11 protein-coding genes are annotated in these 12,257 nt (G+C 33.3%); 2 read left to right on the forward strand and 9 right to left on the reverse strand.

What is annotated here, in order from left to right; translation table 11 throughout:
• The 9 genes from AQF98_RS17770 to AQF98_RS17810 all read right to left on the reverse strand — a co-directional run bounded on the left by AQF98_RS17770 (window position 1) and on the right by AQF98_RS17810 (window position 7,534).
• The gene (locus tag AQF98_RS17770; RefSeq protein WP_082435147.1) at window positions 1-1,122 is read right to left on the reverse strand and encodes an efflux RND transporter periplasmic adaptor subunit; all 1,122 of its coding nucleotides are present in this window, start codon (window positions 1,120-1,122) and stop codon (window positions 1-3) included.
• A 25-nt stretch (window positions 1,123-1,147) separates the two neighbouring features.
• A complete protein-coding gene (locus AQF98_RS17775; RefSeq protein ID WP_161805887.1) occupies window positions 1,148-1,675 on the reverse strand; it encodes a glycosyltransferase in 528 nt (175 codons plus the stop codon).
• A 203-nt stretch (window positions 1,676-1,878) separates the two neighbouring features.
• Entirely contained in the window at window positions 1,879-3,129 is a 1,251-nt protein-coding gene (locus AQF98_RS17780; RefSeq protein ID WP_055133312.1) for a glycosyltransferase, read from the reverse strand.
• Window positions 3,122-3,934 (reverse strand): galactosyltransferase-related protein, encoded by an 813-nt coding sequence (locus AQF98_RS17785; RefSeq protein WP_055133313.1) that lies wholly within the window; start codon window positions 3,932-3,934, stop codon window positions 3,122-3,124. The genes AQF98_RS17780 and AQF98_RS17785 overlap by 8 nt, the downstream gene beginning before the upstream one ends.
• Window positions 3,931-5,058, reverse strand: a complete 1,128-nt coding sequence (locus tag AQF98_RS17790; RefSeq protein WP_055133314.1) for a lanthionine synthetase LanC family protein — start codon at window positions 5,056-5,058, stop codon at window positions 3,931-3,933. Before AQF98_RS17790 ends, AQF98_RS17785 begins: the two co-directional genes overlap by 4 nt.
• A 16-nt stretch (window positions 5,059-5,074) precedes the next feature.
• Window positions 5,075-5,551 (reverse strand): DUF1573 domain-containing protein, encoded by a 477-nt coding sequence (locus AQF98_RS17795; protein ID WP_055133315.1) that lies wholly within the window; start codon window positions 5,549-5,551, stop codon window positions 5,075-5,077.
• A complete protein-coding gene (locus AQF98_RS17800) occupies window positions 5,541-6,653 on the reverse strand; it encodes a 6-bladed beta-propeller (protein WP_152969753.1) in 1,113 nt (370 codons plus the stop codon). The genes AQF98_RS17795 and AQF98_RS17800 overlap by 11 nt, the downstream gene beginning before the upstream one ends.
• 17 nt (window positions 6,654-6,670) lie before the next feature.
• Entirely contained in the window at window positions 6,671-6,976 is a 306-nt protein-coding gene (locus tag AQF98_RS17805) for a hypothetical protein (RefSeq protein WP_152969754.1), read from the reverse strand.
• 192 nt (window positions 6,977-7,168) lie between these two features.
• Window positions 7,169-7,534: a hypothetical protein gene (locus AQF98_RS17810; protein WP_055133318.1), complete on the reverse strand. Its 366-nt coding sequence runs from the start codon at window positions 7,532-7,534 to the stop codon at window positions 7,169-7,171.
• 301 nt (window positions 7,535-7,835) lie between these two features.
• Between AQF98_RS17810 and AQF98_RS17815 the strand changes: the two genes are divergently transcribed.
• The gene (locus tag AQF98_RS17815; RefSeq protein ID WP_055133319.1) at window positions 7,836-10,973 is read left to right on the forward strand and encodes an efflux RND transporter permease subunit; all 3,138 of its coding nucleotides are present in this window, start codon (window positions 7,836-7,838) and stop codon (window positions 10,971-10,973) included.
• Window positions 10,974-11,555: 582 nt separating this feature from the next.
• The gene (locus AQF98_RS17820) at window positions 11,556-12,230 is read left to right on the forward strand and encodes a succinate dehydrogenase cytochrome b subunit (RefSeq protein ID WP_055133320.1); all 675 of its coding nucleotides are present in this window, start codon (window positions 11,556-11,558) and stop codon (window positions 12,228-12,230) included.
• Window positions 12,231-12,257: the final 27 nt, after the last annotated feature.

The following is a 12,257-nucleotide window of genomic DNA, read 5'->3' on the forward strand; positions in this document are numbered from 1 at the left end:
CTAATTTACACTTTCTGTTAAAGAGTCACTATCGACATTTTCTTTTACGGGCGCATCATGTGCCAATTGCAGGTTATTGGTAATTATTACTTTCTGTTTAGGTTTAAGACCTTCTTTTATCTCAATATCTTTATCATTTTCCTTTCCGGTAGTAACGTAATTCCATTTGGCTAAGCCCTTTTCTAAAGTAAATATTACTGCTTTACCATTGCGCATCACTACTGCTTCTTTGGGTACAATTAAGGTAATTCCCATAGGAATTTTAATTATGGCAGTACAGTTCATGCCTGGGAAAAAAGTTTCCGTTTGGAGATTTCTAGAGGTCAATTTTAGCTTTATTTCAACCATCCCGTTAACATCTACATATGGATTTATTTCTGAGACAAAAGCACTGTATTTTTTGCTTTTGTTACCAATAGGCATTACTTCAGCAATGGTCCCTTTTTTAAGGAGGTAAACATCTGTTTCCAATACCTTTACTTGGAGCAATAGGTTATTCGGATCATACATTCGAAAAAGTTCTTCCCCCGGTCTAACTTGTTGGCCGCGTTGTACTTTTAGGTCGGTTATTATACCAGTAAACGGAGCGTAGATGGTTGATTTAGATATTTCATAATTAGCTTCTTTTATATCCTGTTCTGCACTTGAGAGACCTGTGCTTATTTTTAATTTCTGTTTAATGTCTTCTGATTGCTCCTTTGATCTATCCTTCAGCAGACTTTCATAACCCAATAACTGGCTTAGGTATTCCTTTTCGCCATTAAATTTTGCAAGCTTGGCCCTTTCTAACCTGTATTGGAGTGTTGAAGTCTCAAACTGGGCTGCGACATAACCAGTACGGATAATGTCACCCGTTTTTATCATTATAGATGTCAAAATACCACCAGTTGCAGTCAAAATAACTTGTTCTTGGGCAGAATGGACTTTGCCGTTCATCCGAATGAAATACTCGAAATTCTTGACTTCGGAAAAAGCAGTATGTACTACAGTAACGCTTTCTTGTAAAGGAGGGATACTAGATTCATGCTCAGATTGAATGGACTTATTCCTACATGAATAAGAACAGACTAGAAGAAACATATAAAATAATCCCTGAGGTATCTTTAAGCAGCTATTATACATTTTAGATTAATGATTAAATAAGCATTTATGGTTTTAAATATTTTAATTTAACTCTCTCAAAGAAGCTTTTTTGATGAAAGTTCAAATTCGTATCTATACTGTTGCGTCGCAACATTTCATTCCAAAAATGAACCGCATGTGTCTCTTCGCTAAAATCAATATTCACATTTGTAAAAAGTAAAGAGAAATGATCATATGGAATTGGGTTGAACATATTCGGGTCTGCAATGAAGTGCCAAAAATTATATTTTTCGATATGTTGTTGCAAAAGCCTAGCCCCAACTTCTCCCCACTCTATTTTTGATAAATCCTTTTGTTTAATTACCCCCAAGCATTCTTTCATAAATGCTGAGTTTTTTGGACATTTTATGGGGGCATTTGCAATTTTCTCTGCTGTTCCAGCCAATTCTGATGAGAAAACATACTCTTCTTCAAAATCAAATGCCTGTAAACAAATGGTATCCATATCTACCCACCATCCACCATGTTTAAATAATAACCCTATTCTAAACCAATCTGAAAACGTAGCATAACTGCCAAATTTGTCTTTCATGATATGTTTAGAGTTAATTACCTCATTCGCATCTTTTACAATCGTACCGGCTGGGATACTCTTAACTGAATTATAAACGTACAGATGAAATGCATGACCATGATATAAAAACGATTTGATGCATAGTTGCTGCAAAATGCTTAACGATTCTCCTATCCATAAACCCTGTATTATTCTATTTGATTCTAGCATATTTATTTTGTCTATGTCGATGAATAAAGCTGTGTGATTACTTTATAATAGCTCTGTCCCATTTCATTGGCTGTAAATTGCTTGAAGGCTTTTTTGTAACCATTTTTCACTATTTTTTCACAGATGATCTTGTCTGTTAGTAATCTATATAGACAATTTTCAATCTGAATAGGAGATAGCACTCTCTCTTTATTTTGATCGTAGGTCACTGGAATTTTTAGACAATCCACATTATCTTGAAAAACCTCATCCAAGCCATCTACAGCGCTGATGATCAATGGTATTTTCCAAAATCTCATTTCAATAGCGGTATAACTGCATTGCTCCATTAAAGAAGGGAGGATACCTACGTTGGCAATGGCATACCATTTTTGTACCCATTCTCGTGTGATAATGCCTGTTAAAGTTAGTTTGCCCCATGTAGGCAAAGCAGCCTTTAGAACTTCGTTTAATGAACCTGTACCTATTAAGACCAGTCTACAATTAGGTTTTTTCTTAAGGAGTTGCTTAAATGCATCTACCAGAAATAGGACCCCTTTATTTTCAACTACTCTGCCCGAAAAGAGGATTATCTCTTCGTTGTCTGCTATTCCTAATTCATGTCTAATTTTCCCTTTGTTAATTAGTGAAAGTCTTGGAGGCTTAATGCCATTGTAGATGGTAACTAATTTACTTGCTGAGATCCCAAATGCCAGATTAAAATATTTTTCAGCCTGCCTAGTTACAGTGATTGTATAATCTGAATGTTCTGCCATCTGTAATTGGTAGTGTATTGATTGAAATGCTTTTTCGCAAAAGGCATCATTTCCTTTTTTCCATTCTTCTATGAAAACTGCATCTTCTACCCGAATAAAATCCTTCCAACCCCAGGCATGGTGCACATAGAGAATCTTACAGTCAAGAAAATCTTTAATACGTTTCAATAGATTTAATTCTGCAAGTGAATTAAACCAACATACTAGTTTCTCTTTATCCTTTAAAAAAGGATACACAATCTGTAATACTCTTAATGCAAGTGTGTTTGATGGAAGACTATCTTCCATTGAAAGCAATAATCTATTTTCTGGACATGGAACATAGATCATATCTATACCATCCTTTTGTACAAAAGTACATTCGGGGTATTTATCCGAAGCTGTAAAAACAATTGTAATATATATGTCTTCCTTTTTTCTAAAATAGTTTATAAGCTCTTCCATATGGGAACCTAAACCAAAAAAGCCTTGCATTTTATCGGCAGAAAATAAAATAAGATTAGTCATCGAACTTAATAATTTTATCAGATTGTATCCATGACCAACTCTTTATATCATGCTCTATTTCTTTTCTCGAAATGGAACATGTTCTGAAATAAGTTTCATAGCTTTTCCTTTCTCTTTTTTCATCAAAAAAGAAAGAGTTGTCGCCTCTTTCATGCCAAAGATGGTATAGAGGTCCTTCAGGTCGATATACCACATAATCAAGCTTCTGTATACGTTTAATACGTTCAGCATCATCATGCCCCCAGCCTTCGATATGCTCATTTTCCAAACCTGTTTTTTTATATTCTAATACATCGAACATAAAACAACCACCTAACGAATGATTAGTGTCAATAGAATATTGATTAATACCACTTGATAAGAAATCGATCCTTATGCATTTCTTAAATATTCTTTTATTATAATAGTCGACTTGTAAAAAACGGCCATCATAAGGGAGTGAAAATGCATGTTGTTTTGATCGGATCTGTTTTACCGCTTGAAATAGTTGGAATGGAGAAATAACAATATCTGAATCGTATAAAACAGCAATAGGAGTTTTACAAGAATGAATAAGAGTATTATTAATTTCAGTACGTCTAAAAATACTAGTTCTTGATAATCGGAAAGTATAATCAGAATTTTCTTTTATTACTTCCGAAATCTTTGATTGTTCGTCTACTTCCATTACTAAAACATGAGTGTTAAAATACTTATTTAAGTATTTGACAACAATCTCTAGGTTTTCCAACCTGCTCAAACTATCGATACGGACAGGAATAAGAAAAGAAACATCCATTAAATCTAATTTGGTTAGGTGTTTCATAAGGCATTTATAAGATGTTCTCCATGTACTGAATGCGATATTTGTGTAGAAATGTTAATGCCAAAAATGGATAGCCATCTGTATTCTTTTGTTTCAAGACTTAGTAGAGGCAAAGCAGTACTACATACTCCATCTAATAGGCCTATGGGGACACATTTTTTTTCGGGGTTGTATATGAATAAATTGCAAAGCGCATTTTTTTTCAATATTTGGCTTCCTCGTTTTTTTATGTTACAACTTAATATTTTCGCTTTACCTACATTATGTTCCTTGGCAATTAACTCTAACCATAATGCTATAAAGGATGCACTATAGAAATCGATAGATTCCAATTGTTTAGCTATCTTTTCTAGATATTTTTTAAACGACTTTATAATTTCTTCTTTGAATGCGGCATCATTTTTTAATAATTCACAGTGAAGTAAACAAAAATAAGCTTCTGTCTTTTGCCATGAAAAGATTGTCGTGTTTAAGGTTATTATTATATCCGACATAATTTCTTTAAGCAATTTTTTACTAAAAGGCTCATGCCAACCCAATTTATTTATCCAGTTAAGGAATAAACATATTCCAGAAATTCCATGAAAAATAGTCAGATCTTGTCGACTTATTTTATGTTCTTGCCATTGTTTTGCAATTTGGTCTACACAGGCAATGGCCGCTTCTTTAAATCGTAATTGTTGAAATGGTTGAGCAGGTATTTTTGACCGGAATCTATGCATAAAATACAGCCCTAGCCCACTAACACCATTTGCAATGCTCGAATTTTGTAATCTTGCACCATAAACTGCGCTTAATAGGTAAGGTTCGCTTTCTTCCAATAGCTCATGGGTATTTTCCTCTAAGTTGTATTCTTGTGTGAGGTGTTCTAGTAAAATTCCAGCACCTGCAATACCACCCCCAAAAGTTAAAGGAGTGGATAAATTAATTTGAGATAATATTTCTTCTAAAAATGAGAAGGCGACACTATTCTTCCATTCGTCTTTTTTTTCAGGATCAGTAGAATAACAATATAAAGCTACTGCTGATTTTCCATCAAGTAAGCCAACATAATCATTAAAACTAGCGTTGAGAAGGAGATAGTTGAAAAAGCGAATCTCATTCTTATTAATAAACCTCTTCATATTGGGGGATATTACATCATTTAACAATTCCTTTGATGGTGATAATAATTGGATTTGTATTTGAATTATTGAAAACAAGAATATCCTGTATAAAGGATCCCTTAATATTGGTGTTATAACGCACTTTTATTCCTAAAATCTCATCAGGTTTAACTGTTTTAGGTGTTTGTGTCTCAGTAGTTGTACAAGCACATCCGGTTTCTAATTTGTAAATTATTAAAGAATCCCTGCTATTACATTTAAGATGAAAAGTAAAACTTGTATCTGACTTAAATTTAATAGTGCCAACATCCTTAACGCCATTAATTAAAGTATCTAATACAGTTAGGCTTGAAAACCTCTTTATTGACTTTTGGTTGCTTATTGAGGGCGTGTTTTTTTTATTCGATTTATTTGCCTCTTTTTGATTGCATGAATTAACACAAGTTATTAAAACTAATATTATGTTAAGTTTGAATAAAATAAATATGTTATAACTTTTGCTATCGAACATCAAGCTTTATCATTAAGTAATTGTCAGAAGGTTCCATTTTATCAACAGTTAGCTTAAGTTGATTCAATAATTTTTTATTGAAATCTGGAGGCAGGTTCTTTTGACTTAATATTTTCTGAAAATCGTTTTTTTGTTCTGCATTCAAAAAGACCAATAATGTTTGGCTATCTTTAAAGAGATGGGGGATGGTAATAGGTAGAGCAAATAGATCATTTAAAATAAAATTCAAATGATATTCCCTCCCGGTAATCGCATTTAAGAAGACTGAGAATGATTTTGGATCATCTAGTTTTTTTAAATATACAAAATTTAAAAGGCTACCACTCCCATTTGATAGCATAAGACTTTGCATCCAGTCATTTGGATAATTGACAGTAAATCTCTTATTGATCTTATCATTATTAATGATAAATATATCTTTCGTATAGTTTGAAACCAAAATGATGGAATCACCATAGCCAGATAAGCAATTAATAGGCTGAATATATTTGCCTTTTGCATCAATCTTTAGAAATGAACGTTCAAATTTACCTAACGAATCAATAACAAATGCCCCAGACCCTACCGACTCGGAATTTACTAAATCAGGGGCATAGATTATGTAATCTCCTTTTGATGTACAAGCAAATTCTCTGAAAAAAAAGTCGATCTTCTTTTCATGTAATGGATTGCCCAGCATATCAAATGATACAATTTTTCTTTGTGAAAAATCGTAAATATCAATCGACTTATTTTTTTTATTAATTGTATAATCTGTTATATTATTTAGCTCAAGAGGGCCTTTCCCTTTTGGGAATATTTTAAATCTAAACCTCCCATTTTTATCAAACCCAAACAAACATTTCTGTCTTATATCTAAGATTACATATATGCCGTCAAAAAATAGTACTTCGTTAATCTCGGTTAACCTACTTTCATTCGTTGTTTCCAAAGGAATAAATTCAGCCGATTTAAACAAATCGGATACGAGATAATCTTTTGGAGAATCATTTTCCAAATCGATGATGGTATTTTTATTACTTCCATTTTCCGCCTCTCTATGGCAAGCGCTAAAAATAATTGATAACATCAAGAGAAATACTTTGATATGAGATTTATGCATTAGATTACCTTTATTATTTAACAACTTGAACTTTGGGCGGCCATGTTGCAAGCATCACTATCTGTTGCTTGTATACAGCATGAAATTGTTTTATAGTCATTAATGGTGACAGGGTAGTAATAACCACCCATAGGGCCACCAAGTGAGACATAACGGTATTCGGTATGACTCCCTGCAATTTTCTGAATGGATGCCATTTTCTTGTTTGTTTGCCAATCAGGCCCAAGCCCTCCTCCCCCAGTCCCACTAGAGGTTCTGGCACTACTGTCAGTTGAAAAAGCACCAATTAGGCTTATGCCCATAGCCAAAACCGAAGTCGTCATGGTAATCTTTCTAAGTTTTTTGTTTTGCGAAATTTTCGTAATCATATTAATTTATATTAATGATGTGGTTGGACTATATCCAATATGTATTCGTCGAGATAATGGGGGTCACTATCTTCCATTATCATGAATATGGATCCTTAGTTAACAATGTTTAATTAGCTATTTATTTCAAATAATTTAGCTAATGCATTATTGTTTAGGGTGTACGGGATCTGTATGAGAAGGTCTATTTATCCCTGATTTACAAACGGCATTTTCATTGGAAAAATTACAAGCACTTTGTGCATTACTTGGAAGACAGCAATCATATCGTGTACCTGTAATTGAGCCACCTAATGAGCCTGTAACCCCTGTGGGAGTTCCACCAATAGTAGCTGAAAGAGTGCCAGAGCTTTCTCTCCAAACTTGCCCCATTGAAAAGCCAGAATAAAATCCTGTTCCAGAAGAACTCTGAGCATTACTATCCCAAGATACGGCTGCGGCCAATCCAATACCCATGGCTAATACAGAAGTAGCCATAGTGATTTTTTTTAATGTTTTTTGTTTTCCAATCATGTTTTTTGACTTTAAAGGTTTTAAATAAATCTTTCATTTTCAATAAAACAGATAGGGAGATGTATAACAAAAATAAATATTATTTTGACTTTTGCAAATTTTTCAGGATAAATGCATCGTGGCAATTAAAATTTTAAAAGCCAAATTTTGTTCAATCATATTTTAAGTGCAAGTACTTTGGGTCTTTCTGTATACTGCTGATGATTATATAGATAGATGTCTATTGTTAATAAAAAGGATTGAATTTTTGCTGGTTGGTGTAAAATATTATATTTGATGAAGATGAGAAATTCTAGTCAATATGTTTTCTATTAGTAAGTTACTTTCTCCCTTTCGCATAGTATTATTGTTTATTGCTTTTGCTATATTGGGAATATTGCTTATCCCTAAGTTGCAGGTTGATCTTTTACCAAAAGAGCCTACCCAAACTCTTTATGTTTCCTTTTCCCTCCCTAATTCAAGCCCAGAAACAGTTGAGCAACAAGGCACCTCTATTTTAGAGGGTGCTTTTTCACAATTGGCCCAACTAAAAGACATCAAATCAGTTTCTAGTTTTGGCCAAGGTTCAGTACAGCTTTTTTTTGATAAAAGTGCAGATATGCAAATGAAGCAATTCGAGGTAACCTCAATCTTAAGACAGGTACAACCCAAATTGCCAGAAAATGCATCTTATCCACTTATATTCTCGGATATGGATTCAGAGCAAAAAGAGTCTCCATTACTTATTTATACCATTAATGCTCATCAACAGCCATTCCAAATCAAGCAAAAATGTGAAGGTATCTTTAGAAAAGCACTTGCAACTTACCCTGGTATAAAAACAATTGTTGTCTCAGGTGCTGTTGGCTTGCAGTTAACATTGCGCTTCAGTAGGGAGAAGTGCGAATCTTGGCATATTAACCCAAACTCGATAACAAGCGCTTTGTCGGTTATTTATAAAGATGTTTACCCAGGACTTATCAGAACCCAAGATGCCAATGAATACTTTATTCGTCTTGTTGCTCCAACAGCTGACATATCTAGTATAAAAAAGATAAGGATAGAAGGTGGTGATAAACAAACTTACTATATTGGGGATATAGCCGATGTTTATATAGAAGAGCGGGAACCCCTAAATTACTTTAGGGTTAATGGTAAGAATTCTGTCAATTTGAGTATTTATGTGCAGAAGGGTGAGAATAGAGTAGTTCTAGGTAATGCCTTAAAGGCGTTAGTCGAAAATACAGAGAGGCAATTACCTAAGGACTATCAACTTAGGTTGAATTATGATGATACGGAATTCTTATCTAAAGAGATCGCTAAAAATTACCAACGCACTGGTCTATCCATTGTGATCTTATTTGTATTTATCCTATTTGCATACAGGAGTTGGAAATATCTGTTGAATTTATTTTTAGGGCTTGTAGTTAGTTTCTGCATTATCGTAGTTTTTGTCTGGCTGTTTAAGGTTAATGTTCACCTTTATACTATTGCCGGATTATCCATTGCATTTGGTCTCATGATTGATAATGCTATAGTGACATTAGATTATTTTTATAGGTTTCGTAACCCTAAAGTATTTACGGCCCTATTAGGTGCTACACTTACTACAGTTGTTGCTCTAGGCCTAGTGTTTTTATTGCCAGCCGAAGACCGGAAGAACCTAAGCGATTTCTGTATGGTTATTATCCTTGCTATTTTTAGTTCGCTCCTCTCGGCATTATGGTTCAACCCTGCAATTTATTTTCTGCTAAATGGGAAAGTCTCAACGAACATAAATAATTATGGTGTAAAAAAAATAAAAGATAAATTAAGAAGTCAAGCACGCTATTTTAAGTTCACTGCATTGCTTGCAAAATATCGAAAATCTTTCATTTTTATAGTAGTGATAGGCTTTGGCTTGCCATTGTTTATGTTGCCTACAAAATTAGATGACAAAAAATGGTATAGTAATTTTTATAATTCATCAATAGGTTCGCAAATATTTCAAGAAAATATAAAGCCATATCTTGAAAAGATAACAGGTGGTACCCTTCGCATATTTTTAAATAATATATATGATAAGTCTAGCTATAGAGATCCTGAAAAGACAAAACTGTATGTAAATGCACAACTTCCTTATGGCAATTCGATGGAACAGATGAATGATATTATTATAGATCTTGAACAGTTTTTAAGAACTATAAAGGGAATAGATAAGTTTATTACCAAAATCTATTCTGGGCAACAGGGTGATATAGAAATTACCTTTAAGGAGGATCTTGAATATTCTGAGCTTCCTCTTCGACTTAAATCATCGCTCATTGCACGTTCATTATCTTGGGGAGGGGTAACATGGGATATCTTTGGTGTAGGAAGAGGTTTCAGTAATGAAGCCCAAGAGGAAATACCCAGTTTTAAAGTTAAGATGAAAGGATACAATTACGATGAATTGGAACAACAGGCAAATGATTTTGCCAAGAGATTAGCTAATCATAAACGGATACAAAAAATTGATATAAATGAACAAGTCGGATATGAGGAAAAACAAAGCGAAGAATACATATTGAATCTGGATGCTAAACAAATGGCGTTGTATAATACCAGTCAATTTGAAATCTTAAATCAATTAGATAATCTATCGAAACCTACAGGCTACGTAACTCAAATAACGATGGACAACCAATTTTACCCTGTAGTGCTTAAAGAGAAACTGGCAGATACATATTCCTATTATGACATGTTACACCATGGTGTAACATTAGATAGCTCAAGAACTATTCAGGTAGAAAAGGTAGGTAGTCTAAAATTACATCCAGCAGCCAATTCTATATATAAAGAAGATCGACAATATGTACGTGTTGTAAGTTTTAATTATATTGGTTCTTCACAGTTTGGCAAAACATATTTAGATCAGACTTTAGATGAAATGAAACAACGAATGCCAATAGGCTATACCGCAGAAGATCTTGCTGGAAATTGGAATTCTAATCAAACACAGAGGGAGTATGAGTTAATTTTTATACTAATTGTTTCTGTTTTTTTTATTTGCAGTATCTTATTTGGGAATTTGAAAGAATCTTTATTTGTTGTTAGTATTATACCTATTTCTTTCATAGGTCTTTTCTTAATTTTTGTATGGGGCGATTTTTATTTTGATCAAGGTGGTTATGCTGCTTTTGTCATGGTGGGCGGTTTAGTGGCTAATGCTGCAATTTATATTGTAAATGATTTTAATAATGCAAAAAAAAGACGGCCTTCAATTTTACATAATCAACTTCTTATAAAAGTTGTTGCCAATCGTTCAAAAACTATCATGCTAGTTATTATTTCAAGTAGTTGTGGGTTAATTCCTTTTTTATTGGAAGGACAAAACGAAATATTTTGGTTCTCGTTAGCTATTGGCACTATTGGTGGATTGATATTCTCAACATTTGCTATATTTATTGCATTGCCTGTTTTTTTGTGGAAGAAAAGATAATGCCCAAAAAAGCTATCCTACTTTGTATCTATAGGTAGGCATTGTTTTTAACATATTTTCTGAAAATTCCCTTTCTGTAGGAGTTATCTTGTCCATAAATTTAAGAATTTACCTATCATGGTTGTTTGAAGACATTACTCCATTTGGTTATATTCTAATCTACTTAGCCGTTAATTGAAGGAATTAGGCCTTTTGAATTAATGTAGTTTAGCTATTATCGAAATATTGCAGCCTTATAATGCCTACTTACTATGCTTGTGATGTTAAGGTAAGGGTTCCTTAATGTGTAAGATTTAGAGTAGGATTTTCAATAACCTTTTATCTTCTTTTGTATGAATTATTCTTTCAGGTTTGCTCTCCAATTGTGATCTTGTTTTTTTTAAACCCTTTCTTTTACAATATTTTAAGCGCCTACTGCCTTAGAAGAATTGTCGATTAGATAGATGAATTTTAGAAAATTGAAACCTCTTTTTTTTAGAATGTTTCTAAATAGCTTCTTTATTGCGTTTTTATACAAAGCATTCCTATTTTAAATCATATTTTAAATACTTTTGTGCTAACTGAATAAAAAATAAAAAGCTAATGGGTAGTATCGCAAATGCTTTTTCCTCATCAATAGGAAAAAAATTAATAATGGGCATCACAGGCCTTTTTCTGATCTCTTTTTTAGTAGTACACTGTTTTTTAAACGCTTTCGTGTTTTTCGATAATACAGGTGTACTCTTTAATGAAGGAGCACATTTTATGGCCACCAACTGGATTATTCGTGCCATGGAAGTTGTTTTAATGGCTGGATTATTATTGCACATTGTTCAAGGTGCACGCTTAACTTTTCAAAACCAAGCAGCAAGACCTGTTAAATATGCCTATAACGATGGCAATGCAAACAGTAAATGGTACTCTCGCTCTATGGGCTTATTGGGTACCTTGTTATTGATCTTCTTAATCGTTCACTTGTCGCAATTCTGGACTGTTTCTCGTTTTACCGGGATTCCTACAGTTGATGCACACGGACATGAAGATTTATATGCTGTAATGAAAGAAACCTTTTCGAACATTGGATGGGTAATTTTATATGTACTGTCTATGATTTCTTTAGGTTATCACTTATTACATGGTTTTGCATCGACCTTCCAAACCTTAGGTTGGAACCACAAAAAATATACACCAATAATTAAAGCTTTAGGAGTTTGGTTTTCCATTCTTATCCCTTTAATTTTTGCAGCAATGCCAGTTTGGATCTATTTAGGTCTTTAAAATAATTTTGAACGAATAAAGCTAAAT

It is taken from the genome of Pedobacter sp. Hv1, from assembly GCF_001412215.1.
GTDB lineage: Bacteria > Bacteroidota > Bacteroidia > Sphingobacteriales > Sphingobacteriaceae > Pedobacter.

Coding starts and splice junctions, on each gene's coding strand:
- AQF98_RS17790 (WP_055133314.1), bottom strand. CDS start 5,058: ATGAAGAGGTTTATTAATAAGAATGAGATTCGCTTTTTCAACTATCTC.
- AQF98_RS17795 (WP_055133315.1), bottom strand. CDS start 5,551: ATGTTCGATAGCAAAAGTTATAACATATTTATTTTATTCAAACTTAAC.
- AQF98_RS17820 (WP_055133320.1), top strand. CDS start 11,556: ATGGGTAGTATCGCAAATGCTTTTTCCTCATCAATAGGAAAAAAATTA.
- AQF98_RS17800 (WP_152969753.1), bottom strand. CDS start 6,653: ATGCATAAATCTCATATCAAAGTATTTCTCTTGATGTTATCAATTATT.
- AQF98_RS17780 (WP_055133312.1), bottom strand. CDS start 3,129: ATGACTAATCTTATTTTATTTTCTGCCGATAAAATGCAAGGCTTTTTT.
- AQF98_RS17805 (WP_152969754.1), bottom strand. CDS start 6,976: ATGACGACTTCGGTTTTGGCTATGGGCATAAGCCTAATTGGTGCTTTT.
- AQF98_RS17785 (WP_055133313.1), bottom strand. CDS start 3,934: ATGAAACACCTAACCAAATTAGATTTAATGGATGTTTCTTTTCTTATT.
- AQF98_RS17815 (WP_055133319.1), top strand. CDS start 7,836: ATGTTTTCTATTAGTAAGTTACTTTCTCCCTTTCGCATAGTATTATTG.
- AQF98_RS17770 (WP_082435147.1), bottom strand. CDS start 1,122: ATGTATAATAGCTGCTTAAAGATACCTCAGGGATTATTTTATATGTTT.
- AQF98_RS17810 (WP_055133318.1), bottom strand. CDS start 7,534: ATGATTGGAAAACAAAAAACATTAAAAAAAATCACTATGGCTACTTCT.
- AQF98_RS17775 (WP_161805887.1), bottom strand. CDS start 1,675: ATGAAAGACAAATTTGGCAGTTATGCTACGTTTTCAGATTGGTTTAGA.